This window comes from Mycobacterium florentinum (assembly GCF_010730355.1).
GTDB lineage: Bacteria > Actinomycetota > Actinomycetes > Mycobacteriales > Mycobacteriaceae > Mycobacterium > Mycobacterium florentinum.
The window spans coordinates 1,653,933-1,673,877 of sequence record NZ_AP022576.1 but is presented as its reverse complement, the minus strand read 5'-3'; the positions used below and the strand labels follow the sequence as shown (position 1 = coordinate 1,673,877).

General features: G+C 68.0%; 21 protein-coding genes. 4 read left to right on the top strand and 17 right to left on the bottom strand.

All coding sequences use genetic code 11. The features are described 5' to 3' along the window. Positions 1–134 precede the first annotated feature (134 nt). The 4 genes from map to G6N55_RS07865 all read left to right on the top strand — a co-directional run bounded on the left by map (position 135) and on the right by G6N55_RS07865 (position 3,883). Positions 135–992 carry a type I methionyl aminopeptidase gene (gene map / locus G6N55_RS07880; protein ID WP_085226425.1) on the top strand — a complete coding sequence of 286 codons (858 nt, stop codon included), beginning with the start codon at positions 135–137 and terminating at the stop codon, positions 990–992. Between the two features lie 13 nt (positions 993–1,005). Then, complete coding sequence (locus G6N55_RS07875; protein WP_085226427.1) at positions 1,006–2,505, top strand: cobyric acid synthase; 1,500 nt, start codon at positions 1,006–1,008, stop codon at positions 2,503–2,505. A gap of 62 nt (positions 2,506–2,567) precedes the next feature. Further along, the gene (locus tag G6N55_RS07870; protein WP_085226429.1) at positions 2,568–3,122 is read left to right on the top strand and encodes an alpha/beta hydrolase; all 555 of its coding nucleotides are present in this window, start codon (positions 2,568–2,570) and stop codon (positions 3,120–3,122) included. A gap of 5 nt (positions 3,123–3,127) precedes the next feature. Continuing rightward, on the top strand, positions 3,128–3,883 hold the full coding sequence (locus G6N55_RS07865; protein ID WP_232078944.1) for a gamma-glutamyl-gamma-aminobutyrate hydrolase family protein: 756 nt from the start codon (positions 3,128–3,130) through the stop codon (positions 3,881–3,883). Here G6N55_RS07865 and G6N55_RS07860 read toward each other — a convergent pair. From G6N55_RS07860 to G6N55_RS07785, 17 genes are all read right to left on the bottom strand, one after another. Then, positions 3,880–4,809, bottom strand: a complete 930-nt coding sequence (locus G6N55_RS07860; RefSeq protein WP_085226432.1) for a PPE family protein — start codon at positions 4,807–4,809, stop codon at positions 3,880–3,882. The genes G6N55_RS07865 and G6N55_RS07860 overlap by 4 nt on opposite strands. Before the next feature lie 752 nt (positions 4,810–5,561). After that, the gene (locus tag G6N55_RS07855; protein WP_085226434.1) at positions 5,562–6,692 is read right to left on the bottom strand and encodes an alkaline phosphatase family protein; all 1,131 of its coding nucleotides are present in this window, start codon (positions 6,690–6,692) and stop codon (positions 5,562–5,564) included. A gap of 18 nt (positions 6,693–6,710) precedes the next feature. Then, the gene (locus G6N55_RS07850) at positions 6,711–7,442 is read right to left on the bottom strand and encodes a DUF6390 family protein (RefSeq protein WP_264001428.1); all 732 of its coding nucleotides are present in this window, start codon (positions 7,440–7,442) and stop codon (positions 6,711–6,713) included. Continuing rightward, a complete protein-coding gene (gene hypD, locus G6N55_RS07845) occupies positions 7,439–8,569 on the bottom strand; it encodes a hydrogenase formation protein HypD (RefSeq protein ID WP_085226436.1) in 1,131 nt (376 codons plus the stop codon). The genes G6N55_RS07850 and hypD overlap by 4 nt, the downstream gene beginning before the upstream one ends. Positions 8,570–8,579: 10 nt before the next feature. Beyond that, positions 8,580–8,852 carry a HypC/HybG/HupF family hydrogenase formation chaperone gene (locus G6N55_RS07840; RefSeq protein ID WP_085226438.1) on the bottom strand — a complete coding sequence of 91 codons (273 nt, stop codon included), beginning with the start codon at positions 8,850–8,852 and terminating at the stop codon, positions 8,580–8,582. A gap of 12 nt (positions 8,853–8,864) precedes the next feature. Continuing rightward, positions 8,865–9,977, bottom strand: coding sequence for a hydrogenase expression/formation protein HypE (gene hypE, locus G6N55_RS07835; protein WP_085226440.1), 1,113 nt, complete (start codon positions 9,975–9,977; stop codon positions 8,865–8,867). After that, positions 9,974–10,642, bottom strand: coding sequence for a D-sedoheptulose-7-phosphate isomerase (locus G6N55_RS07830; protein WP_085226441.1), 669 nt, complete (start codon positions 10,640–10,642; stop codon positions 9,974–9,976). The genes hypE and G6N55_RS07830 overlap by 4 nt, the downstream gene beginning before the upstream one ends. After that, the gene (locus tag G6N55_RS07825) at positions 10,639–11,358 is read right to left on the bottom strand and encodes a HypC/HybG/HupF family hydrogenase formation chaperone (protein ID WP_085226443.1); all 720 of its coding nucleotides are present in this window, start codon (positions 11,356–11,358) and stop codon (positions 10,639–10,641) included. The genes G6N55_RS07830 and G6N55_RS07825 overlap by 4 nt, the downstream gene beginning before the upstream one ends. After that, complete coding sequence (hypF, locus tag G6N55_RS07820; protein ID WP_085226445.1) at positions 11,355–13,682, bottom strand: carbamoyltransferase HypF; 2,328 nt, start codon at positions 13,680–13,682, stop codon at positions 11,355–11,357. The genes G6N55_RS07825 and hypF overlap by 4 nt, the downstream gene beginning before the upstream one ends. 1 nt (position 13,683) lies before the next feature. Then, entirely contained in the window at positions 13,684–13,947 is a 264-nt protein-coding gene (locus G6N55_RS07815; RefSeq protein ID WP_085226447.1) for a HypC/HybG/HupF family hydrogenase formation chaperone, read from the bottom strand. A gap of 1 nt (position 13,948) precedes the next feature. Next, positions 13,949–14,446 (bottom strand): hydrogenase maturation protease, encoded by a 498-nt coding sequence (locus tag G6N55_RS07810; RefSeq protein ID WP_085226449.1) that lies wholly within the window; start codon positions 14,444–14,446, stop codon positions 13,949–13,951. A 17-nt stretch (positions 14,447–14,463) separates the two neighbouring features. Continuing rightward, on the bottom strand, positions 14,464–14,583 hold the full coding sequence (locus G6N55_RS30305; protein WP_372517572.1) for a DUF6893 family small protein: 120 nt from the start codon (positions 14,581–14,583) through the stop codon (positions 14,464–14,466). After that, positions 14,571–15,926 (bottom strand): hypothetical protein, encoded by a 1,356-nt coding sequence (locus G6N55_RS07805; protein WP_085226451.1) that lies wholly within the window; start codon positions 15,924–15,926, stop codon positions 14,571–14,573. The genes G6N55_RS30305 and G6N55_RS07805 overlap by 13 nt, the downstream gene beginning before the upstream one ends. Beyond that, the gene (locus G6N55_RS07800) at positions 15,923–16,564 is read right to left on the bottom strand and encodes a DUF6084 family protein (RefSeq protein WP_085226453.1); all 642 of its coding nucleotides are present in this window, start codon (positions 16,562–16,564) and stop codon (positions 15,923–15,925) included. The genes G6N55_RS07805 and G6N55_RS07800 overlap by 4 nt, the downstream gene beginning before the upstream one ends. Continuing rightward, positions 16,561–17,202, bottom strand: a complete 642-nt coding sequence (locus G6N55_RS07795; protein WP_085226454.1) for a DUF5947 family protein — start codon at positions 17,200–17,202, stop codon at positions 16,561–16,563. Before G6N55_RS07795 ends, G6N55_RS07800 begins: the two co-directional genes overlap by 4 nt. Continuing rightward, positions 17,199–18,110, bottom strand: a complete 912-nt coding sequence (locus G6N55_RS07790) for a NifU family protein (protein ID WP_085226456.1) — start codon at positions 18,108–18,110, stop codon at positions 17,199–17,201. Before G6N55_RS07790 ends, G6N55_RS07795 begins: the two co-directional genes overlap by 4 nt. 3 nt (positions 18,111–18,113) lie before the next feature. Next, a complete protein-coding gene (locus tag G6N55_RS07785; protein WP_085226457.1) occupies positions 18,114–19,913 on the bottom strand; it encodes a nickel-dependent hydrogenase large subunit in 1,800 nt (599 codons plus the stop codon). Positions 19,914–19,945: the final 32 nt, after the last annotated feature.

Here is a 19,945-nt window from a genome sequence, read left to right as displayed (position 1 = left end):
GCGTCGCGTGTGCGTTGAGGGCGGGAAAACCGAAGAATTTCCGCCCTACGTTCACACTCAACGCGGCCGTGCACCACTCCACGCTGCGTTGGCTGCCGGCATCGTCGCAGCGAGAACCCGATTAAACTAGTGGGATGCCTGTTCGCACCGCGCTTTCGCCCGGAGTGTTGTCCCCGACTCTGCCGGTGCCCAACCGCATCCCGCGCCCCGAATACGCCTGGAAGCCCACCGCCAAAGAGGGCACCGAGCCGTGGGTACAGACACCCGAGGTGATCGAGAAGATGCGCGTCGCCGGCCGGATCGCGGCGGGCGCGCTCGAGGAGGCGGGCAAGGCCGTCGCGCCCGGGGTGACCACCGACGAGCTGGACCGCATCGCACACGAGTACATGGTCGACAACGGCGCCTATCCGTCGACCCTGGGCTACAAGGGCTACCCGAAGTCGTGTTGCACGTCGCTCAACGAGGTGATCTGCCACGGCATCCCGGACTCGACGGTGATCGAAGACGGCGACATCGTGAACATCGACGTCACCGCCTACATCGACGGGGTGCACGGCGACACCAACGCGACGTTCCTGGCCGGCGACGTGTCCGAGGAACACCGGCTGCTGGTCGAGCGGACCCGTGAGGCGACGATGCGCGCGATCAACGCCGTCAAGCCGGGGCGGGCGCTGTCGGTCGTCGGCCGCGTCATCCAGGCATACGCAAACCGCTTCGGGTACAACGTGGTTCGCGACTTCACCGGCCACGGTATCGGCACCACGTTTCACAACGGTCTGGTCGTGCTGCACTACGACCAGCCGTCCGTCACCACCGAGATCCAGCCGGGGATGACGTTCACGATCGAACCGATGATCAATCTCGGCGCGCTGGACTACGAGATCTGGGACGACGGCTGGACCGTGGTCACCAAGGACCGCAAGTGGACCGCACAGTTCGAGCACACCCTGCTGGTCACCGACACCGGCGCCGAAATCCTCACGGTCGCCTGAGCCGCTCGCACACGTGAACGGCGCTCTGCTGGTCGCGGGCACCAGCTCCGATGCCGGGAAATCGGTCGTGGTCGCGGGCCTGTGCCGGTTGCTGGCCCGCAAGGGTGTGCGGGTCGCGCCGTTCAAGGCGCAGAACATGTCGAACAACTCGGTGGTCACCACCGAGGGCGGCGAAATCGGCCGCGCCCAGGCGATTCAGGCCCGGGCCGCGGGGCTGGAGCCCAGCGTGCGGTTCAACCCGATCCTGCTGAAACCGGGCAGTGACCGGACGTCGCAGTTGGTGATACGCGGGCACGTCGCCGACTCAGTCAGTGCTGCAAGCTATTTCGAGCATCGCGACCTGCTCGCTCGGATCGTCACCGACGAATTGGCTTCGCTGCGTGAAGAATTCGATGTGGTGATCTGTGAAGGGGCCGGTTCGCCGTCTGAAATCAATCTGCGCGCAACGGATTTGGCCAACATGGGGTTGGCCAGGGCGGCGGACCTGCCGGTCATCCTGGTCGGCGACATCGACCGTGGCGGCTTGCTGGCCCATCTGTTCGGGACGGTCGCGGTGCTCGAGGCGGGAGACCAGGCGCTGATCGCGGGTTTCGTCGTCAACAAGTTCCGCGGCGACCCCGCGCTGCTCGAGCCCGGGCTGCGCCAACTCCTCGACATGACCGGCCGCCCAACCTACGGGGTGTTGCCCTACACCGACGAGCTCTGGCTGGATGCCGAGGACTCGCTCTCGGTCGTCGCGCATCGCGTCGTCGGCAGACCGGCCCCGCCGCGCGGTGACGAGTGGCTCAGGGTGGCCGCCGTCCGGCTGCCCCGGATCTCCAACTCGACCGACATCGAGGCGCTGGCCTGCGAGCCGGGTGTGCTGGTGCGCTGGATCAGCGACCCGGCCGACCTGGCCGACGCCGACCTGGTGGTGCTACCGGGCAGCAAGGCGACCGTCGCCGACCTGCGGTGGCTGCGCGATCAAGGCCTGGCCGCCGCGATCACCGAGCACGCCGCGGCCGGCAAACCGGTGCTGGGCATCTGCGGGGGATTCCAGATGCTGTGCCGGCGCATCGAGGACGGCGTCGAGTCGGGCGCCGGGGTGGTCGACGGGCTGGGCCTGCTGGACGCCGACATCGTGTTCGCCGCGGACAAGGTGCTGCGGCGCTGGGAGCGGCCGCTGCGCGGCTACGAAATCCACCACGGCCGGCTTGCCCGCTACATCAACGAGCCGTGGTTCCAGGCGGGCGACGACCTGCACGGCCTTGCGCACGGCGCGGTGTTCGGCACCCACTGGCACGGGTTGCTCGACAACGACGGCTTTCGCCGTGACTGGCTGACCGAAGCGGCGGAGGCCGCCGGGCGGACAAGGTTCGTAGTCGCCGACGACACCGACGTCGCGGCGCGACGCGACGCCCAACTGGATGTGGCCGCCGAGTTGCTGGCGTCTCACCTCGATCTGGACGCCGTCCTCGACCTGCTCGACGGCCCGCCACCACGACCACACATCGCGAGCCGGCTGCGACCGTAGCACCGCGCGCGAGAAACCTCGCGCAGTGCCAATATTGCCTGTAGCGTGCGTAAGTGCCCTCGATGATGACCACGCTCGACGGGTTTCCCGTCCCGGTGGGCGTGTCCGGTCCTGAGAAGGGTGTCGTCGTCGTCATCCTCGGCGACGAACAGCGCGAGTTAGCCGCGTACGACGCGGTCTGCGAGCGCCTCCATACCGCGTCGCTGCGCACCGTCGTCATCGGCCTCGACCCCCGGCTGACCCCGAAGTCGGTGATCGGCATTCTCGACGGGCTCGGCATCAGCTGGGCGGTGGTGGTGGGCGACCGCGCGGGCGGCGACATCGCCTGGGAGCTGGCGGCTACCAAACTGGGCCGGTTTGTCGGTCTGGTCGTCGTCGACCGCGGACATCCGCGCGTGGCCGACGTCAACGGCGTGATTCGCGACGACCACTGCCCGCCGGTGGAGATCGGCACCACCGTGCTGGTCAGCACGCCGGCCGGACGCACCGTCGCCACCAACAGCCAGCGGTTCGTCTACGCCGACTACCGCAGCGTGGACCTGCTGGGACGACGCAATGCCCAAGAGTCGACCGCGCAGTTGGCGGCCGAGATCGTCCTGCGCACCAGCACCTGGTAGCGCGCGTGAACCCCTCCGGAACACCGCGGCCGGTCATCGGCCTGACCAGTTATCTCGAGCAGGTGCAGTCCGACGGCTGGGATATCCCGGCGGGATACCTGGGCGCGAACTATTTCGAGGGCATCATCAAGGCGGGCGGCGTCGCGGTGCTGCTGCCGCCGCAGCCGGTGGACCCCGACATCACCGAGAGCCTGCTCGACCACCTGGACGGGCTGGTGATCACCGGCGGCTATGACGTCGACCCGGCCGCCTATGGCCAGCAACCGCATCCGAAGACCGACGCACCCCGCACGGTCCGCGACGCGTTCGAATTCGCGCTGTTGCGGGGCGCGCTGGACCGCGGCCTGCCGGTGCTGGGCATCTGCCGCGGCACGCAGATGCTCAATGTCGCATTCGGGGGAACGCTGCATCAGCACCTGCCCGACGTTCTCGGCCACCGCGGGCATCACGCGGGCTACGGACGCTTCACCAAGTTGGGAGTCCGCACCGTTGCGGGGACCAAGCTGGCCGGGCTGCTCGGCGAGTCCGCCGATGCATGGTGCTATCACCACCAAGCCGTCGACAAGGTCGGCGACGGCCTGGTCGTCAGCGCCTGGGACGCCGACGGCGTCGTCGAAGGGCTGGAGGTGCCCGGGGACAACTTCGTGGTCTCGGTGCAGTGGCATCCCGAGCAGTTCCTCGACGACCTGCGACTGTTCCACGCGATCGTCGACGCCGCCGGCTCCTATGCGTCCAGCACGCGGATCGCGTCGGGCCGCTAGCGGGTCTGCGGCCATTTGGGCCGCTCACCGGTTCCGACCAAATGCATTGGCTCGTACCCCCGGCCGCGGTCCGGGGTGGCCGGGCGTGGGGTCTTGGCGATCCATGCCTGGGGCACCGACAGCGTCCCGATCGATGCCGCGCGGCCAACGCCCGACGTCGCGCTGCGACCGCGGTTCGGCAAGCGGGACAACAACATTGCCGCCTGCCTCAGCGCCGCGGCCTTGTTCAGGGAATTCAGGTGGTTGATCGCGAAGTCCGATGGCGCGCACAGCGATCCGAGCTTCGACAGCGCCGGGGTCACCGGCGACAGGAACTCGTCGAAAGCCGTCGGCGGTGCCGCGTACAGGGCATCGAGAGCGTGGGGAATCGCTGAGATCACTTGGCGGCCGGCCGAGATCACCTGCGGGGCCACCCGCAGCCCCCAGCCGCCCTGGCCGGAATTCACACCGGCCGGCGGCGGTGAGACGAACGGTGTCACGGCCGCGGCATCCGCGCTGGCCCGGGCGTAGGTGTGCATCGTGTCGACGTCCTGGGCCCACATGTGGTCGTAGTCACTCTCGGCGTCCGCGATCGCCGGGCTCGATTGGCCCAGACAGTTCGTCTCGGCCAGCCACGTCCGCAGCATGCGGTTGGCCTGGATCGCGGCAGGAGCCACCGTCGCCGCCAATGCCAGCTCGTAGGCGCTTGCGGCTTTAGTAGCCTGGGTGGCCGTCTGTGCGGCTTGTGCCGCAACGCCATTCAGCCAATCTGCGTGGGCGGGCGCGGCCGCCAGGTTTGCGGTTGCCGAACTGCATTGCGCCGCTGCGCCGTACAGGCGTGTGGCCAGCCCGTCCCACGCCGTGGCGGCGTCCATCATCGATCGCGAGCCGGGGCCCGAATACATCAGCCCCGAGTTGATTTCCGGCGGTAGCGCTGCGAAATCCATGGACTTCCCCCTCAAGATGTCGACGCGAAATAGAACGCCGCAAAGGGCTGTCGCGTTTTCCATTTGTGAAAGTTGTAATAGGCCTCACAACACCTCACCGGTACAGGTGAGGCGACCCAACAGGTTAGCGCCGTGCTATCAGGTACGAGTTACGCACAACAGCGCCAATATTTCTTGGCCGCCGCATTCGGCCGCGGAGGAGCGGGTGCTTACATCGCCGAATTGAAAAACCGTGCTGGCAAACGAATCCGGCAGCACAGACCGCGGCGATTGTGACGGCGAGGGCGTCCACGTGTCCGGGCGGTCGTGTGTCATCCACATGCTGTGGAATGGCTTTTTGGTCGCCGGTGACGAATCCCATGATCGGGCGTGTTGAAGGTGCACCGTTGCCGCCGACGCGCTATCGGTATGCGAGTGTGCGGAATTCGGGATCGTGTGCGACCAGGCCGCCGGCTCGGGCAGGGTGGCCGCCGAAAATTGGGACCGCAACGCGGAACCGGCGATGAGACTGGCAAACAGACTGAGTGCGGCAATGACAGCGATGGCAGGCTGCCACCGTCGAGAGTGACAAGCGCCTCGAACGTTCACAGTGGCCCGACTGTACAGGACGAAACTGGTGATCGGCCGTCGCCAGCTGTGAGGTCGATCCGAGTCTGTTGTGCACTGTCGGCGATCAACGTGTCCTGCGTCACACGTCGACACCAATAAAGCTGTGCTGCAACCGTTTTGAATCGCGATGTCGGATGCGCCGGCTATCCGAAAACGATCAGCGGGATCGCCATTTCGGCCGCGGTGGCCCCACCGTGAAATCCGATGAGCCGGGCCGCTTCCGGGGGCTCGCGCTTGGTGGCCAGCACCGCGGTGTCGCCGGTGCAGATCACGACGACGTCGCCGATGCGCGCCAGATGCCCCGGGTCGACCGGCCCGAACATCCCGGTGGCCACCGCCTGGTCGCGACCGTAGACCTCGGCCCGGCCGTCCAGCAGCCCGCTCCATGTCGCCTGCACGTCGGCCGCCGCGCCCGGCACGGTGTGCAGGTAGCGCACCCGCGGTTCGCCCGCGACCACCCGGATGCCCTCGCTCAGCCGGGTGTCGGTGTCCAGGTCGACACGGGCCTGCGGCGGGACGTTGAGGCCGCCGTGGTCGGCGGTCACCAGCAGCGCCGCGTTCGCGGGCAGGGTGTCGACCAGGCGGGTCAGCAGCGCGTCGACCCGCGCGGCCGCCGCGTGCCAGTGCGGCGATCCGATACCGAACAGGTGCGCGGCGGTGTCCAGGTCGGCGGTGTAGCCGTAGACCAGCCCGGGTGCCGCGCGCAACTCGTCGATGACCAGCTGGGCGTAGTCGTCGTCGGGGCCGCTCGGGCGAAAGTCGGCACCGCGATACGCCGAATCCGTCAGCCCGCTGCCCATGAACAACGCCGGCAGCACCGCCCGCGCGGCCACCCCGCGGCGCTGCAGCCGCTGAAACCAGGTCGGCAACGGCTGCCACTGCGCCGACGGCGGGTCGTCACGCCAATAGATGTGGGTGAGTACCCGTTCGGTGCCGGGGACGTTGAGGGTGAAGCCGAGAATGCCGTGCTCACCCGGCCGAGCGCCGGTGCCCAGCGACACCAGGCTGCTGGGCGTCGTCGACGGAAAGGTACACAGGAGCTGGCTCATCTGCCCGACGCCGCCGGCCAAAACCGAGGCCAGCAGCGGCGCGCTACCCTCCAATTCCGGCAACAGGTGCCAGCCCAGGCCGTCGACCAGCACGACGGCGACCCGATCAACCTGTTCGGCAACCGATTCCGTGACCGCCAACCGGTCGACGGCATCCGGTACTCCGAGCAGTGCCGCCGCCGCGGGAAGCACATCGCACAGGGACCCGGGCGCTGGACCAGACATGGCCCCAGTCTGGCATGGCTAGACGTGCGCCAGCCGTCGGCTGGTCACCCGCAGCTGCCGGTCGGTGCTCTCGGAAAGCGCGCGCACCTGCCGCGGGTCCAGCCGGCCACACAGCCGGCCCCAGTGCACCGCGACTTCGTCACCGACGGCCACATCGGGCACCGCGCTGTACCCGTCGGCCCAGACGTCGAGTGCTCGCACCGACGGTTGGGCGAGCGCGAGCACCGACCCGTCGCACACCAGCCGTCGGCACCTCACCTCGACATCGTCTGCCGTTCGGGAAACGACTGTGCCCCAAGTGATCCGGCAGTTGTCCAGCACGCTGAGCGGGTGATCGTCCATACCCCGGCCCAAAAACCGCGTCCACGGATACACCCCGAACACGTGGAAGCAGTGGTTGCCGGCGGCTTCGCCGGCCAACTCCGGTGTCAGGTGTGACCAGTACCGGCCGGCCTGCGGACCGATGATCGCCAGCAACTCGTCGAAGAAGGCCCGCGGATCGATGCCGGCGCCGATTCCGCCACCGAGCCAATACGATTCGACCAGGCGATGATCCAGCGGGTCGGCGATGCCGGTCAGCGCGGACAGCACCCGCAGGTACGGCCACGCCCCGGAGAACGTCGCCGCCGCGGCGCGCAACTGATCGACCGAGCCGTCGCGCAGGGTCGCGCCCAGGGGCGGACCGCAATAGCCCAGCGCGTTGGGCGCATAGGCGTAGCGGGCGAACATCTCGGCGCCCTGGTGGTTCAAGGCCGCGCCACCAGCTTGACGGCATCGCGGTGCATGCGACCGAAGTTGTAATAGGCCGCGCACGCGCCCTCGGGGGACACCATGCACGTCCCGATCGGGGTCTCCGGGGTGCACGCGGTACCGAAAACCTTGCATTCCCAAGGCTTCAACACACCTTTGAGCACCTCGCCGCATTGGCATGCCTTCGGATCGGCGACCCGCACGCCGGGCATCGCGAACCGCAGCTCGGCGTCGAACTCCGCGAAGTCGTCGTGCAGCCGCAGCGCGCTTTGCGAGATGAAGCCCAGGCCGCGCCACTCGAAATGCGGACGCAGCGCGAACACCTTGCCCATCAACGCCAGCGCGGCCGGGTTGCCATTCTCGGGCACCACCCGCTTGTACTGGTTCTCCACCTCGCAGCGGCCCTCGCGGATCTGACGCAGCAGCATCGCGACCGAGGCCAGGATGTCCAACGGCTCGAACCCGGCTACTACCAACGGCTTTCGATACACCTCCGGGACGAATCGATACGGCCGGTTGCCGACCACGGTCGACACGTGCCCGGGGCCGATGAAGCCCGACAGTCGCAGATCCGGCGACTCCAGGATCGCCTTGATCGGCGGCACGATCGTGACGTGGTTGCAGAACACGCTGAAATTCTCGAGGCCCAGATCGCGAGCCCGCACCAGTGTGACCGCTGTTGACGGTGCGGTGGTTTCGAAGCCGATCGCGAAGAACACCACGTGGCGGTCCGGGTTGTCGACCGCGATCTTCAAAGCGTCCAGCGGTGAGTAGACGAATCGGACGTCGGCACCGCGGGCCTTGGCGTCCAACAGGCTTCCGTTCGAACCGGGTACCCGCATCATGTCGCCGAAACAGGTGAAGATCACGTCGGGCCGGCCGGCCAGCCACATCGCGTCGTCGATGCGGCCCATCGGGATCACACAGACCGGACAGCCCGGGCCGTGCACCAATTCGACGTTTTCGGGCAGTAGGTGCTCGATACCGTGCCGGTAGATGGTGTGGGTGTGCCCGCCGCACACCTCCATGAACTTGAACTGATCGCCGCCGGCACCGGCCAGGTGTTCGATGGCGGCGAGCAGCTTGCGGGCCGCCGCGGGATCACGGAATTCGTCAACGAATTTCATTGCCGTCCCCTTAAATAATGGCCGACGAGTCGAAGGCCGCTATTTCGGTCGTGTAGGCGTCGCCGAGTTTCTTGATCGCGGCTAAGGTGAGCAGCGCTTCGGTTTCGTCGATCGTGGCCATCGCGAACCCGACGTGGACCAGCACCCACTCGTCGGGCTCGGGCAAGTCGCCTTCCAGCAGGCGCACACTGATCGTGCGCTGGACGCCGCTGACGTCGACCTTCGCCAAATAGTTTGCCGGATCGGTGATTTCCACGATCCGGCCCGGAATTCCAAGGCACATGTCCGGCTCCTCTCAACAGATCCGGGGCAACGGATCCCCGACGAGCATGTCGACGATCCGCGTCCCGCCGAATCCGGTGCGCAGTACCACGCTTTCCGCGGGTTCGGTGACGATTTCCCCGACCTCGGCCGCCTGCGCGCCCAGCGAATGCGACCGCAGCGCGGCCAGTCCGGCCTCGGCCTCCTCGGGTGCGACGACGGCGACGAACTTGCCCTCGTTGGCGACATAGAGCGGGTCGATGCCGAGCAGCTCACACGCGCCATTAACCATAGGCTGCAACGGAAGTCGCTCCTCGTCGAGCACCACCCCGAGACCGCAGGCCTGAGCCAGCTCGTTGCACACCGTGCCCACGCCGCCCCGGGTGGCGTCGCGCAGCCAGCGGGTGGACGGCGCGGCGGCCATCAGCAATTCCACCAGCGGGCTGAGGCTGGCGGTGTCGGACGCGATGTCGGCCTCGATGGCCAGGTCGCCGCGGGCGAGCATGACGGCCATGCCGTGATCCCCCATCGACCCGGACAACAGCAGTTTGTCGCCGACGCGCACCGAATCCGCCGACAGCGTGCGTCCGGCCGGGATGGCGCCGGCTCCCGTGGTGGTGATGAACAGTCCGTCGGCCGCGCCCCTGGGCACCACCTTGGTGTCGCCGGTGACGATCTGCACGCCGGCTTTGGCGGCGGCGGCCGCCATGTCGGCGACGATCTCCTTCAACTCGGCGATCGCGAAGCCCTCCTCGAGCACGAACGCCGCCGAAATCCAGGCCGGCACGGCGCCGGTCATCGCCAGGTCGTTGCAGGTGCCGTGGACGGCGAGCTCACCGACCGAGCCGCCGGGAAAACGCCTGGGCTGCACCACAAAAGAATCCGTCGACATCGCGAGCCGCTCGCCGCTGGGCAACGTGAGCACCGCGCCGTCACCGAGTGACTCCAGCGCCGGATTGCGGAACGCCTCCATGAACACCGCATCCACCAGTGCCGCCGACGCCTTGCCGCCGGCGCCGTGCGCCAGCGTCACGTGGTCGTCCAGCAGCCGGGGCCGTCGCCTGCGGAACGACTCGATCCGCTCGATCACCTCGCCCTCGGCGAAGCGTGGGCCCGATGAAAGGTATTCTCCTGCTCTATTTTTCATGCCGCTCCCAAATCCGGTTCGCCGGATCGTTCGTGAACCGCCAACCACAGTCGATAGCCGAGCAGTGCTTGCGATTCCTGGATCCGGTGCACACTCTGCGATCGAACGACAAAGCAGGCGTCCACATTTGGATTGTTCGCGAAGGCACCGCCGTCGTAGCCGGCGAATCCGATGGTGTACAGCCCGCGTTGACGCGCCTCGGCCAGCGCGGTGAGCAGATTCGGCGAGTTGCCGCTGGTCGACATCGCGATGGCGATGTCGCCGGCCTTCGCCCGGGCGATCAGCTGACGGGCGAACACCAGCTCGAAGCCGACGTCGTTGCCCAGTGCGGTCACGATGGCCTGATCGGCGGTCAACGACCAGGCCGGTAGCGACTTGCCGACCGGCGGCCGGGCGAACAAGCCGGCCAGGGTCGTGGAATCCGTGCAGCTGCCGCCGTTTCCGAAGGTGAACATCCGTCCGCCCGCGGCGAACCGGCGTGCCGTCTCGGTGGCCGCCGCGTCCAGCAGGTCGGCGTTGGCCTCCAGGGTGGCGTGCCGCAATGCCAGGCTCTCGGCCGCCTTCGCCCGTGCCGACGCGGCCAGGTCGGCGAGCAGCGAGGTGGGGTCGTCCTCTTCGGCGTCGATGAACGGATAGAGGAAGTTGGTGGGTTCGTCGTGGCTCATGAAGCGTCCTCGTCGATTCGGCTGATCGCGGTGCCGGCGTGCACGAGCACCAAATCGCCCGGAGCGACCGGGCCGACAAGCGTGGTCACCACGTTCTCGACGCCATGCGCGGTGCGCACACTGGCCGTCCCGTCGGGCGAGGCGTCCGCCACCTCGCCGAGGCGGCCCTCGTCGCTACACGTGACACAGACGTCTTCGGGGGACTCGGGTTTGAGTAGACCGGAGTGCTCGAAACAGACGTGGGTGAGCTCCCACAGCAGGTGATAGAACAACACGAAGCCACCGGTTGCCGGCAGGCGCGGATCGGGGTCGTCGAGCCACAGCACGTGATCGGCCATTCCCGCCCGAGGCCGTTCGCCGCTGCCGATCCAGATCGTGGTGGCACCCCACGCGGGGCCGCGGCGCATCACCGACCGAACGTCAGCGTTGTCGGCACCGCAGACCGCGATCACGATGTCGCCCGGACGCACCGAAACCCGCACCAGGTCAACCAGATCGGGCCCGGTGAGCGCGACGGCGGGCAGCGCCCGCTTCCCCATGATCACCGGATGGACGAACTCGACCGCGATGTGGAGCGCATGCGGCTCCCAGGACGGGGCGATGGACCACATGGTGGCGCCCGCGGCGAACCGCTTGGCCAACGTGAACGCGGTGGCCGCCAGGTCTTCGGCCAAGTCGGCACCCAGCCCGCGGTCGATCGCGGTGATCGCCGTCATGACACCGTCTCCTCGAGTGCGGTCAACACCGAGATCGCCGCCTGACCCAACGCCAGACCGCCGTCGTTGGGGGGAACGGTATGATGGGTGAGTACTTCGAACCCGTTGTGCCACAACAGCTCACGGCAGGCGCGTAACAGCAGCACGTTCTGGAACACGCCGCCGGTGAGGCCGACCAGCCGGATCGGGCCGGCGACCTGCGTGACCACCGTGGCGACGGCGTTCGCGACCGCCCGGTGGAACGCGGCCGCCAGCAGCGCCGGTGGGGTGCCCGCGTACAGCGCCGACACCGTCGTTTGGATGCACGTGGCCGGATCGATCACCCCGTCGGCCCGCACCGTCAGCGGCAGCGCCGGCCCGGGGCCGCTCGCGCGCTGCGCCAGCGCCTCGAGCTCGATGGCGGCCTGGCCTTCGTAGTCGATGCGGTGCCGCACTCCCAGCAGGGAAGCGACCGCGTCGAACAGCCGGCCCATGCTGGAGCACGGTACACATCCCGCCCCACTCTCCAATTGCGAACGGGTGAGCCGCAATTCCGCGGTTGTGGCCGCGGCGACCGGCGCGAGCTCCGGTGCCCAGTCGATGCCGGCCGTCCACAACTGGGACAGCGCCATCCGCCACGGATTGCGCACCGCGGCGTCGCCGCCCGGCAGCGGCACCGGGAGCAGATGGCCGGCTCGCACGAAGCGGTGACTGTCGTGACCGAGGACTAGGATCTCCCCGCCCCAGATCGTCTGATCGCGGCCGTAGCCGGTGCCGTCGAACGAGACGCCGACGACGGGTTCGCCGAGGCGTCCGTGTTCGGCCAGCAGCGACACCACATGCGCGTGGTGGTGCTGGACGAGGTCCAGCGGCCGGTTGCCGACATGACGCTCGGCCCAGCTTCGGGTGTGATACCCCGGGTGCAGGTCGGCGGCCAATCGGGCCGGCTCACCACGGATTTCGCTGAGTTGGCCCACCGCCCGCTCGAACGCCCGCAGTGTCTCCCAGGTCGCCATGTCGCCGATGTGACCCGACAGGTAGGCACGCGAACCGTCGGTGAGGCAGGACGTGTTCTTCAGCTCGCCGCCCACCGCGAGCACCGCCGGACCGGTGCGCCCCAGGTCGACGGGCAGCGGGGCGTAGCCGCGCGAGCGCCGGATCGGAAGTTCGCGACCGTCGACCACGCGCACCACGGAGTCGTCGCACGGCACGTGAATGGGCCGATCGTGATCCAGGATCGCATCGCAGAGTCCCGAAAGCCTGGACGTGGCATCGTCGTCGGTGAAGCAGATGGGTTCGTCGGAGCGGTTGGCGCTGGTGAGAACCAGCGTGTCGGGTGCGGGTGCCAGCAGTAGGTGGTGAATGGGGGAGTACGGCAGCATCAGTCCCAGCAGCGGGCTTGCCGGCGCGACGGCCTCGGCAACAGGTGCGTCCGGGCGGCGCCGCAGCAACACGATCGGGCGCGCGGGACTGCGCAGCACCGCCGCCTCGGCGTCGTCGATAACGGCGTAGCGGCGCGCGACTCCCAAGTCGCGGACCAGCATGGCGAAGGGCTTGGCGCCCCGAGCTTTTCGTGACCGCAAGGCGCCGACGGCGGTCTCGTCGTCGACGGCACACGCCAGGTGGTAGCCGCCGATGCCCTTGATGGCGACCACCGCGCCCGCCGCCAGCGCCCGCTGCGCGGCCGCCAGTGCCGCATCCGACCCGGCGACGCGTCCGGCCCGCGACCAGAACCACAGCGAGGGGCCGCATTCGGGGCAGGCTATCGGCTGGGCGTGGAACCGGCGATCTGCGGGATCGTGGTATTCGGCCGCGCAACGCGCGCACATGGGGAACGCCGACATCGTGGTGGCCGGGCGGTCATAGGGGACCCCGCGGATGATGGTGAACCGCGGCCCGCAGTTCGTGCACGTGACGAACGGATGCCGGTAGCGACGGTTGCGCGGGTCGAACAGCTCGGCGACGCAGTCGTCGCACACCGCGATGTCGGGCGGAATCGGTGTGGCGGCACCGGCATTCGTTCGACTGGCCACGATCCGGAATTCGGGCCCGCAACCGGTGTCCGCGGTCAGGTCTGTCACGCTGACCGCGGCGATGCGGGCCAGTGGCGGGGCCTGCGCACGCAGCCGGCGACCGAACTCCGCCACTCGCGCGCGTTCGCCCTGGACCTCGAGAAAGACCGCGCCGGAGTCGTTGCCGACGAACCCGGCCAGGCCGAGTTCGCTCGCGATCCGGTGGACGAACGGCCGGAAGCCGACCCCCTGAACCACACCGGTCACGGTGAAGCGCTGCCGGACCTGTGTGCCGGAGAAGCCGGACCGCGGCAGCACGGGGGCGTCGGTCATCTCAACCGCCCTCCGGGAGCACGGGATCGATGGCGCCCCGGCCCATCAGCTCGAGACCGGCCATGGCCTGCTCGGCGCCGGCCCGGTCCGTCTTCTCGACCACGAACCCCATGTGGATGATCACCCAGTCACCGCATTCGAAAGTCTCGTCCGGCAACATGCCGACGTTGACCTTGCGCTGCTCGCCCGTGACGTCGACCAGGGCGAGCTGGCCCTCGTAGCCGTCCAGCATCCTGATCACTTGACCGGGTATCCCCAAACACATCTCAGCACTCCTCGTGCTCCGGGCAGGCCGCCGGAATCTGAAGGGCGGCGACGATCTCCTCGATGGCGTGCACGGCCCGCGGTACGGCCCTGGCGACCGGGTCGGTGAGCCCGATGCCTTCCTCGACGCTGCCGGCCTCGCACCCGACGACAACCGTGTATGGTGGGCTGCCGCCGAGTGCTCGCAGGCTGGCGAACACCGCGGCCGGATCCATGCTGTGACCGTCGAAACCGACCGTGGCGCAGCCGGAGTCGTGGTCGGCCTGGAATACGTGCAGGGTGCCCGGCCGGCCGCGGTTGGGTACCGCGTCGACGAGGACCAGCGTGTCCCAGTCCTCGAGCAGGTCGTAGGCCAGGTGCATGCCCGCGATGCCGTAGTCGGTCACCCGGACACTCGGATTGTGCTGTGGCAGTGCGGCATGCCGGACCACTTCGGAGCCGAATCCGTCGTCGCCCAGGAAGATATTGCCGATCCCGGCCACCAGGATGCGCGCGGTCATGGCACTATCCGATGCGGCTACATCCGCCTCAATTTGAGGTAGCGGCGGGCATCGGGCATGGACACCACCCCGAGTATCACCGCGATGCCGACCACCAGGGCGATGACGGCGATGAATATCCAACCTAAGACTTCCATGTCGAACTCCTTTCAGGGGTTGGGCTGTTGTCTTCTTCCAGCGGCTCGATTTCGTCGGGGGAGAAGTACAGGTAGCGGCCGTACCAGTCGTGCAGTTCGGCGGCCGGGTCGTCCTCGACCACCACGCCGACGTGCTTGTTGCCCTCGACGTCCTCGTGCACCGAGGTGACGCGGGCGGACTTGCCGGCGACGAAGATGTCCTGGGCGTCGGCGTTGCGCCGCGGGCGCAGCCTTACCCGGCTGTCCCGGGCGACCCGGATCCCGTTCACCAGCACCGCGTCGATCTCGGGCCGAACGGCGTTGTCGGCCAGCGGATCCCACCAGTCGACGCCCTCGGGAATTTCGGGGACCAGGCCGGCGGGAATGTCGAGCCGGTGCGGATCGCGCAGCACGCCGTGCAGGCGTGCCATCGCGTCGGGTGACATCGCGTCGCATTGGTCGATGATCCGCGCGGCCCGCGGATCGGTGGCCCGGGCCTGCGCCTTCTCCTCGTCGGTCATCGTCATCACCCGCAGTGTGAGGATTTCGTCGATCTCGGTGCAGTCGTACAGCGCGGTGTTGCTCTGCTCGGCGACCTCGGGGTGGTCGTAGAGAATGATCGGCGAGATCAGCAGCATGTCTTGGCTGCCGGGCGGGCCGGCCAGCACGGGGAAGCAGCGATGCTGAGCGCACCGGGCCACCGCGTCGGCCGCGGCCGGTGGTGGATCGAGCATCGACACGAATTGGCCGCCAATCACTTCGGCGATCAGGTGGCTGCCGATCATCGCCCGCGCGATCGCATCGTCCTTGTCCGCCGCGGCGACGCCGATATTATTCAGCCGCACCGAGACCCTGCACACGACGCCATCGGGTTGGGCCGAGACGGTCAGCTCGCCGCGGATCTGCTTGCGTTCCCGGACCAGGCGACCACTTGCGAGCCGTTCGATCTCGGTGGCTTCCGGTGCCGCCACCGGCAACGTCACCGGGAGATCGTCGAACGCGAGTGGGCCGAAAGATAGTTCGCACTCGACGGCCTCGTCCCAGGTCAGCCAGGATCCGGCCGGTGTGGTGAGCTCGGCGACGGGTTCGAATCGGCCGTCGTGTTCGCGTTCGGCCCGCCGGCGCTGCAATTGCAGGAAACGCACCACCAGGGTCAGCGCCTCGGCCCCCTCGACCAGGAACTGCGCCGCCATCGCATCGTCTTCGCCCAGGCTCGCGTCGGCCGCGCCGGGCGGTCCCAGAACGCCGAATTGCCAGCGCGATTGGTTCTTGCTCGACGTGCCGCGGTACGGATAGAGCAGGTAGCCCTCGTAGAGCACCGCGTCGGCGACGGCGCGCGCGGAGTCCCGGCTCGACGTCGTCATGCCGTCGTCCGTTCGGCGTCCAGCAGCGAGGTGACCGCATGGTCGAGGTCGAGCATCCCCCGCGCCGACTTGTAGTTGGCCAGCGCAGCAATCGTCTCGTGGCTCAGGCGCACCCAGCCGGTGTTGGGGTAGTGCTGCGCGATCAGTGCCCGCCAGACCTGCACCGGCATGTCGTAGCGGTGCTCACGGTCCCAGGGCACCTGCTGGACCGAGAAGCCGCGCTCGGACTTGACGAATATGGTTCCGCTGAACAGGAATTGCAGCGGCACCGTGCCGTCGCGCAAGGCGTGCAGATACTTGGCGGCGGCGACCTCGAAGTCGTAGGTGCAATCCAGCGGCAGCGGCACGGTCGTGTGCCCGGCGAAACCGGGCACCATGGCGGTGCAGTGCTGCCAGAGGAAGCCGTGTTGGGTGCTTGCCCAGCGCTCGCGCGGACCGAACAAGTCGGTCAGCCCGGCCGCTTCCTCGTCGGAGTACGACCGCCGCGGCGGGTCGATACGGACCTGGCAGCGCAACGCGATGGCGTGCACCGCGTCGTCCCCGTCGGCGACGACGCCGACGCGGGCGGTGAGCACCGGGCTGACCGCGTACGGTTCGGGTGCGACGTCGAGGATCTCGTAGGTCACCTCGATGGTCATGGCGGCGTCCCCGGGAGCGTTTCGGTGGCACGGGCCGCGATCTGAGCGAAGAACTCGTCGATGAACTGCCGCGCCTCCTGGCCGCCGTCGAACCCCCGCCACAGCATGCGCAGCCGGCCGACGAATTCGTAGCAGGCGTCGATCGGGACGAGATAGCTTTGCGGCTGCGCGAATTCGTCACTGACCCGGACCAGCAGCGCCTCCACGTCCTCGGTCAGCAGGCCCACCCGGGAGTCGGCCGCGCGGATGGCATTCCACGCGTCGAGGTCGAGCTCGGACTCGCAGGCCCCGGCGGGGCCGGGGTAAAACGCCACGGTGCGCAGCAGTGCGGAGTTGGTGAAAAAGAAGGCGACGCCGACCGGGATCTGGAGTCTGTCCCAGGCGCGGCGGTCCAGCGCGAAATCCGGGAACGCCAGATATCGGTCGGGCACCGCGCGGTAGCGCAATTCGGCTTGCGCGTCGGTGAACAGCAGATAGCAGGCGCGGCACACACACATCAATTGCCGGCCGGCGACATTCACCACGTGCTGATGCTCGTCGGCGATGATCTCCGAGCACATTTCGCAGCGCTCGTCGGCCGGATCCGGAGCTGTTCGGCCGCTCTTGATGCGGGCCAGCACGTCATAGGGCGTTGTCATGAGCGGGCTCCCGTCGGTTCGGCCAGCGCCACCGACGGCACCCCGTCGCGAAGCAGCAGCGGGAGCGGCGCGAGGTGAGCTCCGTCGGGGCCGGCGCCCGCGTGCACGATGTCGAACTGGGTGCCGCAGCGCGGGCAGCCCAGCAGCGTCTCGCGCAGTTGTGCACCCGCCAGCGAGTCGTCACACACCGGACAATGGTCGACGTAGGCCAGCGGCAGGTCGCCGACCCGGCACACCACCACCGTGGTGCCCGAAACCAGGAACCCCCCGACATCACCGGGCTCCAGCTCGGCCAGTTCGGGCAGCGGATGCCAGCTCGAGCCGTTCGCATGCACCGTCGAGCCGTTCGAATGCACATGCGCCAGCAGTGATTCCGCAGGAATCACGGACGGCTCGGACGCGGGTTGGGCCGCGACCACCTCGATCGTCGAAATCTCCGGGGCCGCGGCGCGAACCGCGTCCTCGACGGCGAGCTCGAGCGTCACCGCCGACGACGGGCAGCTCTTGCAGCTGCCGGCGAACGCCAGCCGCACGGTGTCGCCGTCGACGATCTCCAGCAGATCCACGTCGCCGCCGTGGGAGCCCAGGTATGGCCGTACCCGGTCCAGTGCGTCGGATACCCGGCGATGAACGTCGTGCGGGTGCAGGCCGTGGACGAGGAGCAGACTGGCCACCAGGTCGTCGGTGGCCAGCCGCTCGGTCAGGCCCGGATCACCCATTTGCACGATTCGATCGAGCCCGGCTCCGTAGAGCCCGACCACTTCACGAACCAGCTGCTGGGCGCGCTCGTACGCGGCCGTGCCACCCGCCGCGCAGGAATCCAGGAGTGTCTGGATCCGATCGCCCGCAGTTCGCCACTGCACTTCGCTTTCGGAGGTTTCTCGGGGTTGCTCCGGGCGATCCGCCATGTGTCACTCCCCGGCGGGTGATTGCGTTGGTGTGTGCAGTCTGTCCAGGGTCTTGCCCTTCCCCAGATACATGTGCACGCCGCACGGCAGGCAGGGGTCGAAGCTGCGCACGGTGCGCATCACGTCGATGCCCTTGAAGTTCTCGCGGCCGTTCTCCTCGAAGATCGGCTGACCCTGGACCGCGTCCTCGTAGGGGCCCGGCGTGCCAAAGCTGTCGCGCGGGTTGGCATTCCACGGGGTGGGCGGGTACGGGTGGTAGTTCGCGATCTTGCCGTCGCGGATCACCATGTGGTGGCTGAGCACGCCGCGCACCGCCTCGGTGAAGCCGCATCCGATGCCCTCGTCGGGGACGTCGAACTTCTCCCACGTCTTGGTGCGCCCGGCACGGATCTCCTCGAGCGCCTTCTCGGCGAAGTGCAGAGCGCACGCGGCCGCGTAGGCCTGGAAGTAGGTGCGCGCGCGATCGCGTTCGATCGTGTTGCTGCCGTACGCCGGGATCTTCCACTCGAACTCGACCGGTCCCTTCAGCGCGGTCTTGGGCAGGTTGATCTTGACGCTGTTGCCGGTCGCCTTGACGTAGCCGATGTCGACCAGCCCGGCCAGCGCGGTCGACCACAGCCGGGCCAGTGGGCCGCCGCCGGTGTCGAGCGCCAGGTGGTCCTTGCCGTCGAACCAGCGCGGTGACATCACCCAGCTGTACTTGCCGCCGGCCATGTCGCGCTTCTGCGGATGCGGGTTGGTGTGCTGGTTCCACGGGTGCCGCCGGTCCACCGCGTTGCCCAGCGGATCGGTCTTGACGAACATCTCCTGGTCGGTCCAGTCGTCGTAATACGAACTGCCCAACAGGATCCGGATGCCCAGGTTGATGTCGACCAGCGAGTGGGTGACCAGCTTGCCGTCGACCACCACGCCCGGCGTGACGAACATGGCGTTGCCCCAACGCTCCATGTCCTTGTAATCGAAGTTGCACACCTCGGGGTCCTGGAAGGATCCCCAGCAGCCCAGCAGGGTGCGGCGCAGGCCGACCTTGTCGTAGCCGGGCAGCGCAGTGTAGAAGAAGTCGAACAGGTCGTCGTGCATGGGCACGACCTTCTTCATGAACTCGACGTAGCGCATCAGCCGCGTCATGTAGTCCGTCATCAGCTGGATGGTCGCGACGGTGCCGACGCCGCCCGGATACAGCGTGGACGGGTGCACGTGGCGACCTTCCATGAGGCAGAACATCTCTCGCGTCCAGCGGCTCACCACCAGCGCCTCGCGGTAGAACTCGCCGCTGAACGGGTTGAGCGACCGCATGATGTCGGCGATGGTCTTGTACCCGTGCGCGTCGGCGTGTGGTGCGGCCGTCTTCTCGGCCTGGGACAGCACGCTCGGGTTGGTCTCGGCGACCATCTTCTCGCAGAAGTCCACGCCGACCAGGTTCTCCTGGAAGATGTTGTGGTCGAACATGTATTCCGCGGCCTCGCCGAGATTGACGATCCATTCGCCGAGGTGTGGTGGCTTGACGCCGTAGGCCATGTTCTGCGCGTAGCACGAGCAGGTGGCGTGGTTGTCGCCGCAGATGCCGCAGATCCGGCTGGTGATGAAGTGGGCGTCGCGGGGATCCTTGCCCTTCATGAAGATCGAGTAACCGCGGAAGATCGACGAGGTGCTGTGACACTCGACGACTTCCTTGTTATCGAAATCGATCTTGGTGTAAATGCCAAGGCTGCCAACGATTCTGGTGATCGGATCCCACGCCATCTCGACGAGCTGGCCCGGTTCCTTCTTTTCTTGCGTCGGCTTGGGAATGATGGTTGTCATCGCATTACTGCTCTCTGCCCCAAGGGCTTGTG

Excerpts from the sequence above, each read along its gene's own strand:
- G6N55_RS07840 (WP_085226438.1), bottom strand. The coding sequence starts at position 8,852 with ATGTGCCTTGGAATTCCGGGCCGGATCGTGGAAATCACCGATCCGGCA.
- G6N55_RS07830 (WP_085226441.1), bottom strand. The coding sequence starts at position 10,642 with ATGAGCCACGACGAACCCACCAACTTCCTCTATCCGTTCATCGACGCC.
- G6N55_RS30305 (WP_372517572.1), bottom strand. The coding sequence starts at position 14,583 with ATGGAAGTCTTAGGTTGGATATTCATCGCCGTCATCGCCCTGGTGGTC.
- G6N55_RS07825 (WP_085226443.1), bottom strand. The coding sequence starts at position 11,358 with ATGACGGCGATCACCGCGATCGACCGCGGGCTGGGTGCCGACTTGGCC.
- map (WP_085226425.1), top strand. The coding sequence starts at position 135 with ATGCCTGTTCGCACCGCGCTTTCGCCCGGAGTGTTGTCCCCGACTCTG.
- G6N55_RS07815 (WP_085226447.1), bottom strand. The coding sequence starts at position 13,947 with ATGTGTTTGGGGATACCCGGTCAAGTGATCAGGATGCTGGACGGCTAC.
- G6N55_RS07795 (WP_085226454.1), bottom strand. The coding sequence starts at position 17,202 with ATGACAACGCCCTATGACGTGCTGGCCCGCATCAAGAGCGGCCGAACA.
- hypF (WP_085226445.1), bottom strand. The coding sequence starts at position 13,682 with ATGACCGACGCCCCCGTGCTGCCGCGGTCCGGCTTCTCCGGCACACAG.
- G6N55_RS07855 (WP_085226434.1), bottom strand. The coding sequence starts at position 6,692 with ATGTCTGGTCCAGCGCCCGGGTCCCTGTGCGATGTGCTTCCCGCGGCG.
- G6N55_RS07810 (WP_085226449.1), bottom strand. The coding sequence starts at position 14,446 with ATGACCGCGCGCATCCTGGTGGCCGGGATCGGCAATATCTTCCTGGGC.
- G6N55_RS07785 (WP_085226457.1), bottom strand. The coding sequence starts at position 19,913 with ATGACAACCATCATTCCCAAGCCGACGCAAGAAAAGAAGGAACCGGGC.
- G6N55_RS07870 (WP_085226429.1), top strand. The coding sequence starts at position 2,568 with ATGATGACCACGCTCGACGGGTTTCCCGTCCCGGTGGGCGTGTCCGGT.
- G6N55_RS07860 (WP_085226432.1), bottom strand. The coding sequence starts at position 4,809 with ATGGATTTCGCAGCGCTACCGCCGGAAATCAACTCGGGGCTGATGTAT.
- G6N55_RS07805 (WP_085226451.1), bottom strand. The coding sequence starts at position 15,926 with ATGACGACGTCGAGCCGGGACTCCGCGCGCGCCGTCGCCGACGCGGTG.
- hypD (WP_085226436.1), bottom strand. The coding sequence starts at position 8,569 with ATGAAATTCGTTGACGAATTCCGTGATCCCGCGGCGGCCCGCAAGCTG.
- hypE (WP_085226440.1), bottom strand. The coding sequence starts at position 9,977 with ATGAAAAATAGAGCAGGAGAATACCTTTCATCGGGCCCACGCTTCGCC.
- G6N55_RS07800 (WP_085226453.1), bottom strand. The coding sequence starts at position 16,564 with ATGACCATCGAGGTGACCTACGAGATCCTCGACGTCGCACCCGAACCG.
- G6N55_RS07790 (WP_085226456.1), bottom strand. The coding sequence starts at position 18,110 with ATGGCGGATCGCCCGGAGCAACCCCGAGAAACCTCCGAAAGCGAAGTG.